This is a genomic window from Streptomyces sp. CB01373 (genome assembly GCF_002803075.1).
Lineage (GTDB): Bacteria > Actinomycetota > Actinomycetes > Streptomycetales > Streptomycetaceae > Streptomyces.
This window is the reverse complement of sequence record NZ_NNBK01000005.1, coordinates 112,970-132,131: the sequence shown is the minus strand read 5'-3', so window position 1 is coordinate 132,131 and position 19,162 is coordinate 112,970. Positions and strand designations below refer to the sequence as shown.

Sequence of the window (19,162 nt, the reverse complement as noted above, 5' to 3'; positions counted from 1 at the left end):
CCGGCCGCTCCCGGCACCCCCGTCTCACCCTGCGGGCGGCGCGTGCAGCACCTTCTCCATCACCGCCTTGGCGATCGGCGCCGCCGTACCGCCGCCGCTGATGTCGCCCCGCCGCGCGGACGCGTCCTCCACCACCACGGCGACCGCGACCCTCGGCGCCATGTCGTCGTCGTTCCGCGCCCAGGAGACGAACCAGGCGTACGGCGTACCGGCGTTGCCCAGGCCGTGCTGGGCGGTGCCCGTCTTGCCGCCCACCACGGCCCCGGGGATCGCCGCGTTCCCGCCGGTTCCCTCGGTGACCACGTCGGCCATCAGCTCCCGAAGCCGAGCCGCGGTCGTCGGACGCATCACCTGCCGGGCGGGCCGCGAGCCGGCCGCGGACACGGTGCCGCCGTTCTGGCGCGTGGTCCGCTCCACGAGGTACGGCGTCCGTACCTGCCCGCCGTTCGCGACCGCCGCCGCCACCATCGCCATCTGCAGCGGAGTGGCCCGCGTGTTGTACTGGCCGATCGACGACAGGGCGAGCTGTGCCCGGTCCACCCGGGTGTCGAAGGTGCTCGGCGACACCGAGAAGGGAATCCTCACCCCCTTGTCGTTGAAGCCGAACCCCTCCGCAGCGGCCCGCATCCCCCGCACGCCCACGTCCACGCCCAGCTTCGCGAACACCGTGTTGCACGACCACTCGAACGCATGCCGCAGCGAGGCGTCCCGGCAGTCGTCGGCCTCGTTGTAGAGCCAGGTCGTCGTGCCCGGCAACTGGTACGGGTCGGGGGAGCCGGTCGGCTCGTCCAGGTCCCGCACCACGCCCGCGTCCAGCGCGGCCGCCGCGGTGACCACCTTGAACGTCGACCCCGGCGGATATGTCTGCCGCACCGCCCGGTTCAGCATCGGCTGCTCCGGGTCCTCGTTCAGCCGCGCCCACACCGCCGACACCGCCGGCCTGTTCCCGGACAGCAGCGAGGGGTCGTACGAGGGCGTGGACACCAGCGCCAGGATCCGTCCCGACGTCGGCTCGATCGCCGCGACCGCTCCCTTGCGGCCACCCAGCCCCTCGAACGCGGCCCGCTGGGCGGCCGGATCGATCGTCGTCACGACGTTGCCGCCCGGGCTCCGCCCGCCCGCGAAGCCCCGCCACGGCCCGAACCCCGCGAGCATCGGATCCGAGCCCGACAGCACCCCGTCCTCGGAGTGCTCCAGGAACGTCGTCCCGTAGAGCTGCGAGGCGAAGCCGGTCACCGGCGCGTACAACGGCCCGTCCGTGTAGGTCCGTTCGAAGCGAAGCTGCTCCCCGGTGTCCTTGGATCCGGTGACCGGCCGGCCGCCGACCAGGATCTCGCCGCGCGGCTGCTGGTAACGGGCGATGGTGGGGCGGCGGTTGGCCGGATTGCCGCCGTAGGCCGGGCTCCGGAGCACCTGCAACCAGGCGACGTTCAGCAGGAGCGCCACCAGCAGGACCACGCAGAAGGCCGCGGCGTGCCGGATGCACCGGGTCAACGGACCCCCTCCTCACCGGTCATGGGGCCAGCGTCCCGTCGTACTCCCGGCGCGCCACGTGGCTCACCCGGATCAGCAGCGCCACGATCGTCCAGTTGGTCACGACCGACGAGCCGCCCTGGGCCAGGAACGGCATCGCGAGACCGGTCAGCGGGATCAGGCCGGTCACCCCGCCCGCGATCACGAACACCTGGAGCGCCACGAGCGAGGCGAGCCCGATCGCGAGCAGCCGGCCGAAGGGGTCGCGCAGGGCGAGGCCCGCCCGGTAGCCGCGCTCGACGAGCAGTGCGTACAGCAGGAAGACCGCGGACAGCCCGGCCAGACCCAGTTCCTCCCCGGCGGTGGCCAGGATGAAGTCCGACTTGACGGCGAAGCCGACGAGGGTGGAGTGGCCGAGGCCGAGGCCGGTGCCGGTCAACCCGCCCGCCGCGAACGAGAACAGCGACTGCGCCACCTGGCCGGGCCCCTCACCGGCCTCGATGGACGCGAACGGGTGCAGCCACTCCCCGAACCGGCTGCGCACGTGCGGTTCCAGCCGGCCGACGGCGACCGCACCGGCCGCCGCGAGGAGCAGTCCGACCGCGATCCAGCCGGTGCGGCCGGTGGCCACGTAGAGCATGACGACGAACAGGCCGAAGAACAGCAGCGAGGTGCCGAGGTCGCGTTCCAGGACCAGGACGACGACGCTCAGCAGCCAGATCGTCACTACCGGCCCCAGCACCCGCCCGGTGGGCAGTTGCAGCCGCCACACCTGGCGGCCGCTGTACGCCAGCGCCCCGCGGTTGGCGGCCAGGTACGCGGCGAAGAACACCGCGAGCAGCACCTTCGCGAACTCGCCCGGCTGGATGGAGAACCCGCCCAGCCGGATCCAGATCCGGGCGCCGTTGACGGCGGGGAAGAGGATGGGCAGCGTGAGCAGGACGAGCGTGGAGGCGACACACAGGTAGGCGTAGCGCTGGAGCCACCGGTGGTCGCGCAGCACGAGCACCACCAGGATGAACAGCCCCACGCCCAGCGTGGACCACACCAGTTGGGCGGGTGCGGCCTCGTCGCCCGGTGTCTCCAGGTCGAGCCGGTAGATCAGCACCAGGCCCAGCCCGTTGAGCAGGACGGCGATGGGCAGCAGCAGCGGGTCGGCGTAGGGCGCGCACAGGCGCACCGCGATGTGCGCGACCAGCGCGAGCACGCCGAGCCCGGCGCCGTAGCCGGCGGCGCCGGGCGGGACGGTGCCGTTCCTCGCCAGGCCGACGGCGCAGTAGCCGCACACCGGCAGCAGGACGGCGAGGACGATGAGGGAGAGTTCGACACCGCGGCGCCGGGGGAGGCGGACGGCGGGCGCGGACGGGGCGGCCGCCGCCACGGGGATTCCGGCCTGGGTCATGTCCGGAACCTACCCAAAAGGCGCGTCCTGTCCGCCCTGCTGGTCAGCACCAGCGTGGCGTGGGCCCGATGGTGGCGATGTACCGCGCCGAGCCCCACGCCCAGACGCCGTCCGAGAGGAGGTACCACACCCGGGTGCCGTCGACCGGCTCGCCCAGGGTCCTGCAGAAGATCCACACGAGCCGGCCCGGCCGGGCCAGCCGCAGCACCCGGCTGTCGAGGTCGGGGCGGGTGCGCAGGGCGAGCCCGCCGCGGGCCGTGACGACGCCCCGGGTGAAGCGCGGGCGGGGGTGGTCGGGGGCGCCGCTGTTCTGCCGGGCCGTGCTGTGCTCGGGCATGGTGCCGTGCTCGGGTGTCGTGCCGTGTGCGGGGGTCGTGCTGTGCTCGGGCGTGGTGCCGTGGGCGGGGGTCGTGCTGTGTCGGGGGGTCGCTGCCCGGTGACCGCTCCGGCCGTCGTCGGCGATGGCGGGTGCCGCGGCGGCCGCGGAGAGGAGTGCGCCGGTGGCGGCCGCCACGGCCAGTCGGATGAGGGGGGAGCGCAGGGACATGGAGTACCTCCACCTGAAGTGGCGAAGCCCATCGAGGCCGGACAGAGCTGACTAACCGCCACATTAGGAGCACCGCATTCCGGGGGCCCGTCACGCTGGGCCATCGGGGCGCCGCCGTCTGAGGGGCCGTCATCCGGGCCGTCATTCAGGTGTGGGCATGGTCCTTCCAGGGGCGGGGGCTCCGGAGGGAGCGGGCGGTGTCTGAGGGAGCGTCAGGGTCGCCACCGCCCCGCCGTCCTGCGCGTTGGCGAACTCCAGCCGGGCGCCCAGCACCTCCGCCTGGCCCAGGGCGATCGTCAGCCCGAGCCCGTGCCCGGTCGCGCCGCCCTCCGTGCGGAAGCGCTGCGGCCCGTGCGCCACGAGGTACTCCGGATAGCCGTCGCCGTGGTCCCGCACGCTGACCACCGGCCCGTCGACGGTCAGCACCACCGGCGGCCGGCCGTGGCCGTGCGCGTTGGCGACCAGATTGCCCAGCACCCGCTCCAGCCGCCGCCGGTCGGTCTCCACATACACATCCCGTACGACCCTGACCTGCGTCTCCGCCCCGGCCGCGGCCCCCGCCGCCCGCACCGCTCGCTCCGCCACCGAGCTCAGGTGCCCGGCGTCCAGGGCCGGCCGTTCCCTCCCGGTGTCCAGCCGGGAGATCTCCAGCAGGTCCTCGGTGAGCGTGCGCAGCGCGGCCACCCGGTCGCGCACCAGTTCGGTGGGGCGGCCCGGTGGCAGCAGTTCGGCCGCCGCGTGCAGCCCGGTCAGCGGGGTGCGCAGCTCGTGCGCCACATCCGCGGTGAACCGCTGCTCGGCCAGCAGCTTGCCCTGGAGCGACGCCGCCATGGAGTCCAGCGCCGCGGCGACCGCGGCCACCTCGTCGTGCGGACGCGACGCGTCCCGCGCCAGCGGATCGTGCACGCGCGCGTCCAGGTCGCCCGCGCTGATCCGCCGGGCCACGCGCGCGGTGGCGTGCAGCCGCCGGGTCACCCGGGTCACCGCGAACGCGCCGACCAGCAGCGTCGCCCCGATCGCCAGCATCGACGACCACAGGATGGACTGGTCCAGCGCGTCGATGGTGCGGGCCTGCTGCGAGTAGTCCACCGCCACGGCCAGCGTTTGCCCCCGGTCCGCGGGCCCGGCCGCCCACATCGTGGGCCGCCCCTGGTGCACGTCGACCATCGTGCCGCGCTGCCCGTTCGCCGCCAGCCGCCGCAGCCGCTCCGGCAACCCCTCCGGGTCGACGCCTGCGCCCGGCAGCAGCGTGTCGCCGGACTCGAACGCGGTCGTGGCGTCCTTCAGCCGGGACAGGGCGAGGGCGCGCGCCTGGCCGACGGTCTGGTCGGTCACCGAGACGTGCACGAGGACGCCGAGCAGCGCGGCGAGCGCGCAGCACATCACCGTGATGAAGGCCGCGGCCTTCACCGCGAGCGTCCCCGCCCACCGGGGCAGCGCGACCCTCATCGCACGCTCGCGGAGGAGGAGACGGCGGGGGAGGAGGGGGAGGGAGAGGGACTGCCGGCGGACGGGGGCGGGGAGGAGGGGAGGGGCGCGTGGGTACGCGCGTGCGTGGGCCGGTGCCGCCCGGTGCGCAGGAACTCGTCGCGCGAGAACACCATCGCCCGCTGCTCCGGATCCCAGGACCACGTGGTGCGGTACTCGTACCCGGCGATCCCGGCCGGCGAGCGTATGATCACGGCCCGCCCGGCCAGCTCCACGCCGATCACAGCGTCGTCGTTGGCGAACACCTGCACCAGCCGGTGCCCCTCGAACGTGTAGACGCGCACCGCGGTCTGGTTGGTCGGGTACAGCCGGAAGCCCAGTGCCATGTCGTCGTGCCCGTCACCGGTCAGGTCCCGGTAGTACGGCCGCATGACGGGACACCGCGACGGATCCTTCGCCCCGCCGCACTCCGCCAGCCGGACGGCCGTGTCCTGGTACGGCGCCTCGGCGCTCGTGTAGGCGTCCGGATGCGCGGTCACCTCGGCCTGTACGACGGCAACCGGGTCGACCGCGTGGATGTCGTCGCCGGGAGCGGTGACGCCCTTGACCGTCTCGATCTGTATCTCGTCGTAGGGCCAGGCGGGGCTGGCCGCCGGGCGCAGCGAGGGCCACAGCCGGGCCGGGCTGACCGCGGTCGGCGTGGGCCCCGCGCCGCGCAGCCCGCCCGCGTCGCCGCAGGCAGCCGTCGTCGCCGTCAGAAGGGTGACCAGGGCGGTGGCCAGGGCGGGGCGTCTGCGGAACACGTTTCTCCGGTGGCTGGAGGAGCGGGAGGAGAGGGAGCGGCGCGGGTGACAGCCTCGTACACCCTATTCGTTTCGTATGGAAGTCCCTTTTGCTCACCGGCTTTCGGTTCCGGCGTACGAGCCCTCGGGGAAACGGCTTGTCCGGCGCCCGGGCGAAACGGTTACTCGGCCAGCTCCTCCAGCAGCCGTGCCGTCGGCAGGCCCGTCCGCAGATAGTCGACGAACAGCTCGTTGTGGAGGGCCCAGGGGGAGCGGCGGGCGCGGATCAGACGGATCGCCTCGTCGGAGGAGCGCCCCTGCCGGACCAGCGCGTGCGCGACCACCAGCCCTGAGCGGTTGTAGCCGGAGTAGCAGCGCACGAGGACCCGGCGGTCCTGGTCCAGGGCGTCGCAGGCGGCCCGGGCCAGCCGTATCACCCCCGCGAGCTGTGTTCCGTCCAGCGGTCCGTCGGGTATCGGCCACACATGGTGCTCGACACCCGGGTCGGGTCCGTGGCCCGGCAGCCTGAGCAGGGTCTGCACAAGATCGAACTCATCGCGCACGACGGCGAGCTCCAGCCGCCCGGAGTGCGTCCTGAACTCGTGCCCGCCCATCCACAGGCCGGGCACGACCTCGCTCCACGGGCTGTCCGGAGCCGGTACGTCGGGCTGTTTCCCGCGGGTCCGCAACGGCGCCTCCCCACTCCCCTGCCAACCGCTCCTCAAAGGTAGCCGGGTTCTTGCCCCGGGAGCACCCCGCCTGTTCCCATGGTCGTGGGGGTGATGGTGCATGAGCGGACACCGCGGACTGCGCGTCATACCGACCTGGCGCCACGGACAGGAACGGCTCTACGTCTGCCGGGCCGACGGCAGGAACATCGCCTGGTACGACCGTGAGGCCGCCCGGGTCAACCTCCTCAGCGAGGGCGAGCAGGAAGACGTGCTCCAGGCCCTGGGCCCCTTCCTCACCGGCCCGGTCGCGGTGGGCCCGCCCCCGGTGCCCACCCCCGCCGAACTCGCCCGGCTGAGCCTGCACCCGGACGACGACCTCGCCCCCAACCGCCCCGGCGAGGCGCTGCTGATCGCCCTCGACCGCGAGCCCGCCCCCGCCCACCGCCTGCGCCCGGACCCGCGCCGCCGCGCCCTGACCGCCGAGCAGACGGTGGGCGAGGCCCTGGACCACCTCGACGGCGCGGGCTGGCACGCTCTCCACTCCGTCCCGCTGCCCGGCGGCGACCGCATCCACCACCTGGTCATCGGCCCGGGCGGCCTCTTCGCCGTCCACGCCCTGTACGCCCGCAAGCAGCGCGTCCGCATCGACGACCCGATGGTCGTCCTCGGCCGCCACGACCCCGCGCCCCTCCTGCGCGACCTCCGCAGCCGGGCCGACCGAGCCTCCTACGCGCTGACGGCCGAGGTGCGCCCCGTCCTGGTCCTCACGGACCCGGCGGCCCTTCACGTCACCGCGCCGCCCAGGGGCGTACGCGTCCTCGAACTCGCCGTCCTCGGGGACCTGACCCGCCTGGGCGGCCAGCTGAAACCGGCGGACGTGGAAGCACTCCACGCGATGGCGAGGGACCGCAGGACGTGGGAGAGGGTGTGAGAGGGCGGCCGGGCCGAGGGGGCGGCTGTGCCGGGGGACGGTCGGGCTCGGGAGGCTGACCGGACGGCCGCCCCGGTTCGCCCCGAGTGGGTGTGACCGGATGACCGTGTTCCGGCCGAGCGGATGTGACCGGGCGGCCGGGTTTCCCTGAGATGGCGTGACCGGGCGGCCGGTTCCCGCTCACGGCAGCGCGGCCGCGCGTCCCGGGTCCAGCAGGGGCGCCAGCAGGTCGCCGTGATCCCGCAGCCGGGGCGCGATGTCCCGTGCCCGGAACTCCAGCCGCCCCGGCGTCCGGCACCCCGCCACCTCGTCCCACGTGACCGGCGCGGAGACCGTCGGCTCCTGGCGCGCCCGCAGCGTGTAGGGCGCCGCCGTGGTCTTGCGCGCCGCGTTCTGACTCCAGTCGACGAACACCTTCCCCGGCCGCAGACTCCGCGTCATCCGGTGCAGCACCAGCTCGGGCATCGCGCGCTCCGCCTCCACGGCGAGCCCCTTCGCATAGTCGGACGACCGCGCGCTGGAAGCCCCCCTCACCGCGGCCAGCAGATGCAGCCCCTTCGATCCGGACGTCTTCGCGTACGCCTCGATCCCGTCCCCGGCCAGCCGCTCCCGCAGCCACAACGCCACCCGGCAGCAGTCCACCACGCTCGCCGGCGCCCCCGGATCCAGGTCGAACACCAGCCGGTCGGCCTCCGCGGGCGCCTCGACCACCCACTGCGGGGTGTGGAACTCGGTCACCAGGTTGGCCGCCCACATGAGGCTCGCCAGATCCTGCACCAGCACCATCCGCGCCGCCCCCGCCGATTTCGGCACCTCGGCCGTCGTCACCCACTCGGGCGTACCCGGCGGCACGTTCTTGGCGAAGAACACCTGCCCGTCCGGCCCGTCCGGGTAGCGCAGGAAGGACACCGGCCGGTCGCGCAGATGGGGCAGCAGTGCCTCGGCGGTCGTCGCGTAGTAGTGCAGCACCTCGCCCTTGGTGAACCCGCTCGCGGGATACAGCACCTTGTCCAGGTTGCTGAGCGCGAGCCGTCGCCCCTCCACCTCCGTGATCGGCGCCATACGATAAGAAAACCATGGAAACTACTTGAAACAGGACAAAAGGAGCAGCCTGGGCAGTCAGCGCAATCAGACCAAGCAGATCGTCCTGATCCGATCCGGAAGGTGCTCCCCGTGCGATCCATTTGGAACGGCGCCATCTCGTTCGGCCTGGTCAGCATCCCGATCAAGCTCGTGAACGCGACCGAGAGCCACGCCATCTCCTTCCGCCAGATCCACACCGAGGACGGCGGCCGCATCCGCTACCGCAAGGTGTGCGAACTGGAGGAGCGCGAGGTCACCCAGGCGGAGATCGGCAAGGCCTACGAGGACGCGGACGGCTCCATCGTCCCGATCACCGACGAGGACCTGGCCCACCTGCCGCTGCCCACCGCGAAGACGATCGACATCGTGGCCTTCGTCCCGGCCGACCGGATCGACCCGCTCCAGATGGAGAACGCGTACTACCTGGCGGCGAGCGGCGCTCCCGCCGCCAAGCCGTACACCCTGCTGCGCGAGGCCCTCAAGCGCAGCCGGAAGGTGGCGATCGCGAAGTTCGCCCTGCGCGGCCGCGAGCGCCTGGGCATGCTCCGTGTGGTGGACGACGTCATCGCCATGCACGGCCTGCTCTGGCCCGACGAGATCCGCGCCCCGCAGGGCGTGGCCCCGGAAGTCGACGTCACCGTCCGGGACAAGGAGCTGGACCTCGCCGACGCCCTCATGGACACCCTGGGCGAGGTCGACCTCCAGGATCTCCACGACGAGTACCGCGAGGCGCTGGAGGAGGTCATCGCCGCGAAGGCCGCCGGCGAGGCGCCCCCCGAGGCTCCCGAACCCGCCCCTGGCGGCAAGGTCCTCGACCTGATGGCCGCCCTGGAGAACAGTGTGCGGGCGGCCAGGCAGTCCAGGGGTGAGGAAGTGGGGGAGGAGACCGGGGAACCGGCGGAGGAGGCCGAGGTCAGGCACCTCCCGCGCGGCAAGCGAGCGGGCGGCGCGGCCAAGAAGACCACCACCGGGAAGTCGGCTCCCGCGGCCAAGAAGACCGCGGCCAAGAAGACGGCCGCCGCGAAGAAGTCCACCTCCAAGTCGGCGCAGTCGTCGCGGACCGCGAAGAAGACCGCATCGACCCCCAAGAACACGACGAAGAAGACCCCGGCCAAGAAGACGGCCTCCCGCAAACGCACGGCGTGAGAACCGCCCCTCGCACGACTGGACCTACGCGGCCTTCTGCGAGGCGGCCGCGTCGGGGCGCAGGTCGTCGAGGGTGAGGGGGTGGGCCGGCGGCTCGGGCAGGGCGAGCCGGCCGGTGGTGTGCAGGCCGGAGTCGACATGGAGCAGTTCGCCCGCCTCCAGCAGCCGCCAGTCCGGGTTGTCGTCCATGCGCTCGCTGGCCACCACGACGGCCGGGTGTGCGGCCAGAGCCTCGGAGTGCACGCGCATCCGCCCGTTGCTGCCGCTGTGGTCGAGGTGCCGGGTGCCGTGCCGGCCGCCCGCCGCGCGCTGGAGGACGTACAGCTCGTGGGTGTCGGGGTAGCGCAGCGCCCACAGTTGGTCCGGGGTGACGAGGACCAGGTTGAGGGCGTAGACGGGCAGATGCCCGGCGATCCAGCGCGCGGCACGCGTGATGCCGGCGGTGACGTCGCCGCCGTGTTCGCGGGTCTCGCGGGTGACGAGGGCGAAGAACCGCTCCGAGTCGGTGTCGCCCCTGACCAGTGACCGGTCCTCGCCCAGGTGGTCGTCGAGCGCGTCGAGGCCCTCGACCACCCCGTTGTGCGCGAACAGCCGCCCTTCCTGCTCGAAGGGGTGGGTGTTGCGCGCTTCCAGGCTGCCGGTCGAGGCGAACCGCACATGGGCGAGGAAGGTGGTGGACTCCACCTGCCGTGCCTCCTCGGCGAACCCGCGGTCCCGGTAGGCGGCGATCGGCGCCTTGTCGACCCGCGGGGTGCCGTCCGCCGCGAAGTAACCGAGCCCGGTGCCGTCCGGATCGCGGTGACTCTGCCGGCTGAGACTGTCGGGGGCGTCCAGCAGCCAGAAGGTGGCGCGAGTACGCCGCGGCGCGCTGCTGAGTCCGAACAGACGGCACATCGGCTTCCTCCGCGGTTGTCGGCCAGCCCTCCACGAGTTCCCCGCCCCCAGGTCACGAACCGGGCCTTCCGTGAAGATCCGGACCAGTCGCTTACGCATCGCACCGCGGGGACTACAGTGAGCCATGTGCGACACGTCACACCGTGTCGCGTGTCATGCGCCTGGGGCGAGGGTCTCCTCGTTCCCGGGTTGCGTCGTTTTTGGGGGCATTGTGCATGAAATGAGCAAGGGCTCGAATGTGACGCTGGCGGCCCTGAGTGAGAACGTCGGTTCAGTGATCGTCGGTCTGGGCTGGGGGAGTCCGACCGGCGAGGGCGACGCGGACGTGTCCGTCCTCCTGCTGGACGCGAACGGCAAGGTACGCAGCGACGCCGACTTCTACTTCTACAACCATCCGGTCGCGGCCGACGGCAGTGTGCAGTTGCTGGGCAAGACGCCCACGGCGGACGGGAACGAGGACCGGATCAGCTTCGACCTGACCGCCGTCCCCTCCGACGTCGACCGTGTGGTGGTGGCCGCCAGCCGGTACGACGGAGCGTGCTTCGGCGAACTGGACGACGTACGGCTGTCGTTGGCGGACGGGGCCGGTGAGGAACTCCTCCGCTTCGCCGTGCAGGGCGCCGACTCGATGAGCGCGATCATCTTCGGCGAGCTCTACCGGCGCGGGGAGCAGTGGAAGTTCCGCGCCGTGGGCCAGGGCTACGACACCGGACTCGCCGGTCTGGCAACGGACTTCGGCGTCGACATCGAGGACGACGCTGAGGCGGCGGAGGCTGCGGAGGCTCGGGGCGGCGCCGAGGCGGTGGAAGCGCGGGGCGACGCGGGCGCGGTGGAAGCGCAGAGCGACGCCGCGTCCGAGGGCCGGGCGGTCGTGACGGCGACCCCGGCCCCGGTTCCGGCCACGGCCCCTGCCGGCGAGCCCGGTCCGCGGGAGACCGTGGAGACCGTCCCGGCTCCCCGCCGTCCCGAGGACACCACCGCCCGGCCGGGCAGGCCGACCGCACGGCCTCGTACCGCGAAGAAGAAGGTCACCCTGCCCAGGGCGGCCAGAAAGACCCTGGCGGAGAACGAGTCCTGGAGGGCGGCCCGGCTCTTCCCGGTGTCGGCTCTCAAGAGCGACCGGGACCGTGAGACACGCGCGACCTCCGTGCTGCTCTCGGTGATGGCGCAGGTGCCGGAGTTCGGCAGGAGGCTCACCGCGGCCTTCGGGGCGCCCGCCGGCCGTATGGAGACCTTCACCGAGGTCACCCTGCCGCACGGCGACTCCCCGCGGCGCCCCGACGGGGTGATCCGCGTCGAGCGGGCCGGCAAACTGTGGACGGCGCTGGTCGAGACGAAGACCAACGGCAACGCGCTCAAGGCCGACCAGGTCCAGGCGTACATGGACATCGCCGCGCGCCGCGGCTACGAGGCCGTCATCACGCTGTCGAACGACGTCGAGCTGGAGGGCAGCCCGCTCGTCGACGTCAGGATCGACAAACGCCGCAAGCACAAGGTGGCCCTGCGGCACCTGTCGTGGGCGGAAGTCGCCCACCAGGCACAGATGTTGATCCGCCACGAGGGCGTCGGCAACGCGGCGCACGCCTGGCTCCTCCAGGAGCTGCTGCACTACCTCCAGCACGAGAACTCCGGCTGCCACGGTTTCCAGAACATGGGCCCGGCCTGGGTGCCCGTACGCAACGGGATCGACGACGAGACCCTGTGCCAGGGAGACCCACGGGCACTGGAGGTCGTCGAGAACTGGGAACGGCTCATCCGCCAGGTGTGTCTCGCGCTGGGCGGCGAACTGGGGCAGAAGGCACTGCCCGTCCAGCGCTCCAAGCGGGGAGCGGATCCGGGAGCGCGCCGCAGCGGACTCGCCGACCGGCTCTGCGTCGACGGAAGACTCCAGGCGGAACTGCGGATCGAGGGAACACCCGGCGTCCTGGCCATCAGCGCGGACCTCCGTACCGGAAGGCTGCGCACCTCCATCGACATACCGGCGCCCGAGCAGGGCCACCCCCTGTCCTGGGCGAAGCGGCTCCTGCGGCGCCTGGCCGAGGCACCGGCGGACCTCCATGTCGAAACCCTCGTCGACGGGGAGACCGGCGGCCCGCGGAGCACGCTGGAACGGCTCCGCCCGGAGCCCGCGGACATGCTGCCGAAGGACGGCGACACCCGGATCACCGGTTTCCGCCTGTCCTTGTTCAAGAGCATGGGCAGTACGCGCGGCACCGCCCAGTCCGGTTTCATCCGGAGCGTCGACGACGCAGTGCACCGCTTTCACCGAACCGTGGTGGTCCGCCTGGACAGCCCGGCACCGCGCCGGGTGCCGTCCGGGCAGGGAGCGGCGAGAGGCTGAGCGGGCGGGACCGGGACAGCGGGAGGCCGAGGCCCGGAGGGAGGCGGAGCCCCGGCGGTCACGGACCGGTGGCGGTCAGGGACGCGGCGGCTCACCGTGCGCTGGGGTCTCGCCCATCGCCGTGAGCTGGAGCCGCAGCGCCAGCCGCAGGCGGGGCGAGGAGAGGTCGAGCGGGACCGCCTCCTCGAGCTTGCGCAGCCGGTAGCGCAGCGTGTTCGGATGGACCCGCAGGTGCCGTGCGGCGCTCTGCGGGTCGCCGAAGTGGTCGAGCCAGGCCGCGAGGGTGGTGAGGTACGGCGTGCCGTGATCCTCGTCGTGCGCGCGCAGGGCGGCGAGCGGCCCGCCGAGTCGCCATGTGCCGGGCCCGACGGCGGCCTTGGCGCGTTCCACGACGACGGCGTCCCAGGCGTCCTCCATCAGCACGAGCCCCGTCCCGTGGGCGAGGCGGAGCCGGCCGGCGCCGGTCAGCCGGTGGAGTTCGGCCGCTTCCGCCGTGGAACGCGGCAACTCCTCGGGGGAGCGGGCGGGGCAGCCCGCCACGGCGTACAGACCGGGGTCGTGCGCGCGTGTCTCGGTGAGCACGTGCCGGAGCCAGCCGACGGTGCCGGCGTCGGCCCGGACGCCGGGAGCACCTCGCCGCCCGCTCCGTCCCGGCTCGGTGACCACGCCGAACAGCAGCCCGTCGAGGTCGGCGAGCAGCGGCTGGTGCCAGCCGAACCGGTGGGCGACCGACTCCCACAGGTCGAGCAGCCCGCGTACATCCTCGGTCCCGCCGGACGACGACCCGAAGGCCACCACCCGCCAGGGACCGGCCGGCAGCGCGGCGGCCGCTCCCGGCGCCCGGTCCGGGAGGGCGCCTTCGCGCAGGGCGGCCCGCAACTGCCCGGCCGACACCCGCCGCGCGATGCCGGCCTCGGCGCGCAGCCGCAGCAGATGCAGGGCCAGGACCGAGGCCACCTCGCCGAGCTCACGGACGCGTTCCGGCGGGACCGGCGACCTGACCACGGCCCAGATCGACCCGAGCCACTCGCCGCCCGCCCGCACGGGTATGACCAGCCTGGGCAGGATGCCGTCGGGACCCGCGGGGGTCCAGATGGGGTCGCCGGAGCGTGCCAGCCTGCGGAAGACGCCACTGGCCCGGAAATGCGTCAGCGTCTTCGCGGGGACGCGCCGCCCCACGATGGTGGAGACCCGTGCCGGGTCGGTGGTGTCCTGCCGCGCGGAGTAGGCGAGGACGCGGGACTGCGTGTCCTCCACCGTCACGGGCGCGTCGATGATCTCGGCGGCCGCGTCGGCCAGGGCGAACAGATCGCTGTGCGGGCCGGGGGTGCCGAGGGCGCCTGTGGCGGGCGCGGAGGCCCGGTCGATGACACCGCGCAGCAGCCAGACGACGTGCGCCCACGAGGTGTGCGGCTGCAGTTCGACCAGTGCGGGGCCGCCCGTCGGCCTGCGGGCCGCGCGGGTCACCTGCGGGTCGCGCGCGGCGGGCCGCTTGAGGACCAGGCCCGCGGCCCCTGCCCCGGCGGTCCGTTCCAGCAGGGCGAGGGCTCCGGCCCGGTCCGTCACGCCCACCCCGAGGACGAGTTCGCCCGGCCGGCCCGCGGTGTCACCGGGTTCGGCCAGGGCGACGTCGTGCACCTCGGCGTTCCCGGCGGGGACGACCGTACGCAGAAGCCCGGACCCCAGGGAGTCCACGAGGTCGGTCACGGTGATCACGGCCGACACCCCGCAGCGCGGCGTCCGGGACTGCTGCTCATGAGCCCCATTGTGTCCCACGCGCATCGTGCCCATCGCATCATCGGCACCGCCCTCATTGTCCGCCCGCCACAAAGACAACGGAGGCGTCCGGCACCACCATCGGAGGCGTCCGGAGGCGTCACCGGCCCGGACAGGTCCCGTATGAACCGCCCCGCACGAAGAGGTCCCGCATGGCCGCCCGCCCTCCCTCGCCCGCACCCTCCGCCCCCCGCCGTGTCGCCGTCGTCGGCGCGGGCATGGTCGGACTGTCCACCGCCTGGTTCCTCCAGGAGCGGGGTGTCGACGTCACCGTGTACGACCGCGAGGGGGTGGCCGCCGGGTCGTCCTGGGGCAACGCCGGATGGCTCACCCCCGGCCTCGCGACCCCGCTGCCCGAGCCCGCGGTCCTCACCTACGGGGTGCGCGCGGTACTCAGCCCGTCCTCGCCGGTCTACGTCCCGCCGAGCGCCGACCCGAAACTGCTCAGGTTCCTGGCCGGGTTCGCCCGCAACAGCACCGCCGCCCAGTGGCTGCGGTCGATGCGCGCGCTCGTCCCCATCAACAGCCTGGCGCTGTCGAGCTTCGACACGCTGGCCGAGGGCGGTGTCGAGGCGCGGACGCTGGAGGCCAAGTCCTTCATCGCCGCCTACCGCTCGGCCACCGAGCGCGAGGTCCTGCTGGAGGAGCTCGAACAGATCCACTCCGCGGGCCAGACCATGGAGTTCGACGTCCTCGACGGGAACGAGGCCCGGGGGGTCGAGCCGTCCCTGTCGGACGAGATCGGCGCGGCCATCCGGCTGCACGGCCAGCGCTACATCGACCCGGGCCACTACGTGCACGCCCTGGCCGACGCGGTCCGTGCCCGCGGCGGGGTGATTCACGAGGGCACGGAGGTCACCGACGTGCGGGACACGGCGGCCGGAGTCACGGTCGTCGGCGGCGGGGACGGTGAGCGCTTCGACGCGGTGGTCCTGGCCACGGGCGCCTGGCTCGGCCGCCTCGCCCGGGAGTTCGGCGTGCGCTCCCTCGTGCAGGCCGGCCGCGGATACAGCTTCAGCGTCCCGGTCGAGCACGTGCCGTCCGGGCCCGTCTACTTCCCCGCCCAGCGCGTCGCCTGCACGCCGCTCGGCGACCGGCTGCGCGTCGCCGGGATGATGGAGTTCCGCAAGCCGGAGGCGCCCCTGGACGCCCGCCGCGTCCACGCCATCGCCGAGGCCGCCCGCCCGCTGCTGCGCGGCGCCGACCTGGACGCCCGCCAGGACGAGTGGGTCGGCTCCCGCCCGTGCACCACCGACGGCCTGCCCCTGATCGGCGCCACCCGCTCCCCGCGTGTCTTCGCCGCGGGCGGCCACGGCATGTGGGGCATCACCCTCGGCCCGGCCACCGGACGCCTCCTCGCCGAAACGATCGTCACCGGCGAACTCCCCGCACAGCTCGCCCCGTTCGACCCGCTGCGCTGACCGCCCTTCGCCTCGGACGCCGACCGCCCGCTGTGGGCCTCATGGCGCGTACCCGTTCTCCTCCTCCCTCCCCCTCCCTCCGCACGCCCGGCGCCGGGAATACTGGAAGTCCGTGGTGGCGCGGAGACGGATCCGCAGGGGGAGGGAGCGTGCCATGGGCAGTCCGGATCAGGGCCGGACCGGCAGCGGGCCGGTCGGTGCGGAGCAGATGATCGCGGAGGCGCGGAAGGCGTTCTTCACGATGTTCGCGTTCCTCGTGGCGATCTGGCTGGTGCAACTGGCCAACTACACCGGCGGTTACGCCCTCTCCCGGCAGTTCGGGGTGTCGTCCGGCGACTTCGGCACCCTGCCCGACATCCTCACCGCGCCTTTCCTGCACTGGAGTTGGGCGCACATCGAAAGCAACTCCGGCCCGCTGTTCATCTTCGGCTTCCTCGCCGCCTACCGGGGCGTGGCCCGCTTCCTCGGACTGAGCCTGCTCGTCGCGGTGACCAGCGGACTCACCGTCTGGTTCTTCGAACGGGGCGGCGTGGAGACCGTGGGAGCCAGCGGCCTGATCTTCGGCTACTTCGGCTACGTCGTGGTCCGCGGCCTCTTCGACCGGCATCTGATCGACACGCTGATCGGCATCGTCATGGCGGCCTCCTTCGCCTACATGCTCACCGTCGCCGTGCCCGGGACACCGGGAGTGAGCTGGCTCGGACACCTCGGCGGCCTGATCGGCGGCCTGGTCGGCGCCTGGCTCTTCCGGGACCGCCGCCCACGGCCCGCGCGCCGCCCCGACGACGGAACCGGGACGACGACCCGCGGCGACCTCCCGGTACAGGCCGACAGCCCACGCGCAGACCTGCACAAGGAACTCGGCGACCTGGGCCTCCTCTGACCCGGCACGCCGACGACGATGCGGGCGAGTTGAGCGCGGCGTGAGGCCGCTCGGGGCATCCCCGCCGGACCACCGGTGATGTCGCGGTGAGTGATGACCGGTGACGTCTCGCTGTCGTCGCCGTAGGGGCGCCCCCGCGGGTCCGGCTACCGTCCCCGCACCACCCCGACTAGTGTCGGAACTACGGCACCGCGTGCCGGACATCGGCTCGGTGGGCACGGAGGCGCCGACGAGGTCCGCAGGGAGGCACACCATGAACGTGGAGCTGAACCACACCATCGTCCACGCCCGGAACAAGCAGGAGTCCGCCGAGTTCCTCGCGGACATCCTGGGCCTGGAGGTCGGCGCGCCCTTCGGCCCGTTCGTTCCCGTGGCCACCGGCAACGGCGTCACCCTCGACTACATGGCCGACCCCGAAGGCCCGATCGCCGTCCAGCACTACGCCTTCCTTGTCTCGGACGAGGACTTCGACGCGGCGTTCGACCGGATCCAGCAGGCGCACGTGACGTACTACGCCGACCCGCACATGGAAAAGTCCGGCCAGATCAACCACCGCGACGGCGGCCGCGGCCTGTACTTCCAGGACCCGGTGGGCCATGCGATGGAGATCCTCACGCGCCCGTACGGCAGCGGCGAGGAGTCACCGCGGTCCGACTGAACCTGCTGATGGCCGACGGCCGGGCAACGGAGACCTTCACGGTGTGCCGAACGCCTGCAGCCGAGCACCAGTACGGCGGCCCAACCCCCTGCGGAGCCGCTGTCAGGAGCACGCCGTCGCGATGGACAACCCACCCCTTGGACCTGCCACCGCCGTTTCCATGCTGCCGCTGGTGGTCCAGCTGCGACACCCCCTGCTCGTCACCACCGTCATAGCCCTCGGCGTGGGCCACATCGAGGAGTTCGGGCCGGAGCTCTCGGCGAGCCGCACCCTCGTCCACTTCCCGCTGTTCCATCTCGGCTGGCGGATCGGCCAGGGCTTCCTGAGCAGCTGGTTCACCAGGCCCACGTACCACCGGCGCCGGAGCCCGCGAGCGCTCCGTGGTCCTCCACGGTGGGCTCCAGGCCATGTCCGCCTACGACCGCGAAACGGTCCCGCACCCCTCCCGCATGCGCTGCTCCATCGACGCGCTCCGGTCGTACGGGTCGACCTCGGGACCGTTCCGCGGGGGTGAGGTGACAGGATCCGAGCCGAACCTGGGCGTGAAGTAGCCGTTGAAGACGCCGCATTCGCTGTTGGCGGTGTCCACCTTGTACGAGACGAGGGAGAACGTACCCGGATCGACGACGACCTTCACCGGGTCGTCCCAGCTCATCACGACCTCACGGCGCACGATGGTGCGCGCGACCTCGTCGATTCCCGCCGCGGCGGGCGCGACCGGATAGACGTACGTGACATCGGTGGTCACCTCGACCGCACCGCGGTCACCTTCGCGGTACGTGATCCGGCCTCGCACCTTGACCACGTCCCCGACAAGCCGGACCTTCGTCGTGTCGAACCGGCTGAACAGCAGCATGGGATCGTTCTTTTGGCTGGGCGCGCGGAACGCGGTCGCCAGGTAGTCCTTGACATCCGGCTGATGGGGATTGATCAGGGCGATCGCCTTCCTCGGCCGCTCCCCGCGCAGCACACCGGGATCCAGACTGGACGCGGCGAGGAAGTCCCGGGTCCTCTCGAGCGTCCGCGCGACCTCCGCCTTGCTCATCCAGCCGGTCGCCCGGGCCTCGGGCATGCCGATCCCGGCCGTCCCGTCACCCCACCGCACCGCGGGCGAACCCCGGAACGGGTGTGCGATGGTCGGCAGTAGGGCTACGCCCTCGGTCGGCGGCGCCTGATCCGGACGCTGCGACTCCACGGCGAGCGGCGTGCTTTCCCCGCCCGCGCCCCCGCCCCCGAACCATCCGGCCACCCGCCCCGGATCCAGCGCCACGACCAGCAGGGCGACCGCGACCAGCAGACCGGCCGCGTACCAGACCTTGCCTCCTCGCCGCCGGGCCGGCTGGTGACCGCGCCACGGTTCCGGCGGACCGGTCTCCTCCCGCAGCCGCCGCGCCACCATCCGGGCCCGCGCCGACGGTTCCTCGGGAGCCCCCTTGGTTCCTGCCTCGGCCTCCCGAAGGAAGCGCTCCCACTCCTCGTCCGCCATGGACCCCTCGTCCTTGCCCACGCCGGGCCCCGCCCCTCTTCTGCGCCCGCCCCCACCCCAGGACGGTGATCATCCGTGCATCATCACACAGCCCGGCCGCCTCAAGATCATCACCGGCCAGGGGCGTCCGGCGCTGCGGGAGAGGGCGCCGCGAGGCGGCCCGGGGAGCGGATCAGTGTTCCTGGGCAGGACCGGCCGACCTTTGTGCGGCCCGCGCCGCTCCTCGGGCGCGGGCCGGCC

General features: G+C 73.0%; 16 protein-coding genes. 6 read left to right on the top strand and 10 right to left on the bottom strand.

Features of this window, described 5'->3' with window-relative positions:
• Window positions 1-24: 24 nt before the first annotated feature.
• The 6 genes from CG719_RS09490 to CG719_RS09465 form a co-directional block, all read right to left on the bottom strand.
• On the bottom strand, window positions 25-1,494 hold the full coding sequence (locus CG719_RS09490; protein WP_100568093.1) for a penicillin-binding transpeptidase domain-containing protein: 1,470 nt from the start codon (window positions 1,492-1,494) through the stop codon (window positions 25-27).
• 19 nt (window positions 1,495-1,513) lie between these two features.
• Window positions 1,514-2,875 carry an FtsW/RodA/SpoVE family cell cycle protein gene (locus CG719_RS09485; RefSeq protein ID WP_100568092.1) on the bottom strand — a complete coding sequence of 454 codons (1,362 nt, stop codon included), beginning with the start codon at window positions 2,873-2,875 and terminating at the stop codon, window positions 1,514-1,516.
• Between the two features lie 43 nt (window positions 2,876-2,918).
• Window positions 2,919-3,422, bottom strand: coding sequence for an SH3 domain-containing protein (locus CG719_RS09480; protein ID WP_100568091.1), 504 nt, complete (start codon window positions 3,420-3,422; stop codon window positions 2,919-2,921).
• Between the two features lie 141 nt (window positions 3,423-3,563).
• On the bottom strand, window positions 3,564-4,871 hold the full coding sequence (locus CG719_RS09475) for a sensor histidine kinase (protein WP_100568090.1): 1,308 nt from the start codon (window positions 4,869-4,871) through the stop codon (window positions 3,564-3,566).
• A complete protein-coding gene (locus CG719_RS09470) occupies window positions 4,868-5,653 on the bottom strand; it encodes a hypothetical protein (RefSeq protein WP_100568089.1) in 786 nt (261 codons plus the stop codon). Before CG719_RS09470 ends, CG719_RS09475 begins: the two co-directional genes overlap by 4 nt.
• 161 nt (window positions 5,654-5,814) lie before the next feature.
• Complete coding sequence (locus CG719_RS09465) at window positions 5,815-6,321, bottom strand: protein-tyrosine phosphatase family protein (RefSeq protein ID WP_100568088.1); 507 nt, start codon at window positions 6,319-6,321, stop codon at window positions 5,815-5,817.
• Between the two features lie 100 nt (window positions 6,322-6,421).
• Between CG719_RS09465 and CG719_RS09460 the strand changes: the two genes are divergently transcribed.
• Window positions 6,422-7,234, top strand: a complete 813-nt coding sequence (locus CG719_RS09460; RefSeq protein ID WP_100568087.1) for a nuclease-related domain-containing protein — start codon at window positions 6,422-6,424, stop codon at window positions 7,232-7,234.
• Window positions 7,235-7,414: 180 nt separating this feature from the next.
• Here CG719_RS09460 and ligD read toward each other — a convergent pair whose 3' ends face one another.
• Window positions 7,415-8,296 (bottom strand): non-homologous end-joining DNA ligase, encoded by an 882-nt coding sequence (ligD, locus tag CG719_RS09455; protein WP_100568086.1) that lies wholly within the window; start codon window positions 8,294-8,296, stop codon window positions 7,415-7,417.
• Window positions 8,297-8,407: 111 nt separating this feature from the next.
• On the opposite strand from ligD, the gene ku reads away from it, so the two are divergent.
• On the top strand, window positions 8,408-9,463 hold the full coding sequence (gene ku, locus CG719_RS09450) for a non-homologous end joining protein Ku (protein ID WP_100568085.1): 1,056 nt from the start codon (window positions 8,408-8,410) through the stop codon (window positions 9,461-9,463).
• A gap of 24 nt (window positions 9,464-9,487) precedes the next feature.
• Here the strand turns inward: ku and CG719_RS09445 are convergent, their stop codons facing one another.
• The gene (locus tag CG719_RS09445; protein ID WP_100568084.1) at window positions 9,488-10,357 is read right to left on the bottom strand and encodes a class II glutamine amidotransferase; all 870 of its coding nucleotides are present in this window, start codon (window positions 10,355-10,357) and stop codon (window positions 9,488-9,490) included.
• Window positions 10,358-10,577: 220 nt separating this feature from the next.
• On the opposite strand from CG719_RS09445, the gene CG719_RS09440 reads away from it, so the two are divergent.
• Window positions 10,578-12,698 carry a TerD family protein gene (locus tag CG719_RS09440; protein WP_199836571.1) on the top strand — a complete coding sequence of 707 codons (2,121 nt, stop codon included), beginning with the start codon at window positions 10,578-10,580 and terminating at the stop codon, window positions 12,696-12,698.
• Window positions 12,699-12,773: 75 nt separating this feature from the next.
• Here the strand turns inward: CG719_RS09440 and CG719_RS09435 are convergent, their stop codons facing one another.
• Window positions 12,774-14,414 carry a helix-turn-helix domain-containing protein gene (locus CG719_RS09435; RefSeq protein ID WP_100568270.1) on the bottom strand — a complete coding sequence of 547 codons (1,641 nt, stop codon included), beginning with the start codon at window positions 14,412-14,414 and terminating at the stop codon, window positions 12,774-12,776.
• A gap of 212 nt (window positions 14,415-14,626) precedes the next feature.
• Here CG719_RS09435 and CG719_RS09430 point away from each other — a divergent pair, with 212 nt between their 5' ends.
• The 3 genes from CG719_RS09430 (at window position 14,627) to CG719_RS09420 (ending at window position 17,436) form a co-directional block, all read left to right on the top strand.
• Entirely contained in the window at window positions 14,627-15,895 is a 1,269-nt protein-coding gene (locus tag CG719_RS09430) for an NAD(P)/FAD-dependent oxidoreductase (RefSeq protein ID WP_100568082.1), read from the top strand.
• A 154-nt stretch (window positions 15,896-16,049) separates the two neighbouring features.
• Window positions 16,050-16,778: a rhomboid family intramembrane serine protease gene (locus tag CG719_RS09425; RefSeq protein ID WP_100568081.1), complete on the top strand. Its 729-nt coding sequence runs from the start codon at window positions 16,050-16,052 to the stop codon at window positions 16,776-16,778.
• Between the two features lie 253 nt (window positions 16,779-17,031).
• On the top strand, window positions 17,032-17,436 hold the full coding sequence (locus CG719_RS09420; protein ID WP_100568080.1) for a VOC family protein: 405 nt from the start codon (window positions 17,032-17,034) through the stop codon (window positions 17,434-17,436).
• 415 nt (window positions 17,437-17,851) lie between these two features.
• On the opposite strand, the gene CG719_RS09410 is transcribed toward CG719_RS09420, so the two are convergent.
• On the bottom strand, window positions 17,852-18,943 hold the full coding sequence (locus tag CG719_RS09410; protein WP_442802716.1) for a hypothetical protein: 1,092 nt from the start codon (window positions 18,941-18,943) through the stop codon (window positions 17,852-17,854).
• Window positions 18,944-19,162: the final 219 nt, after the last annotated feature.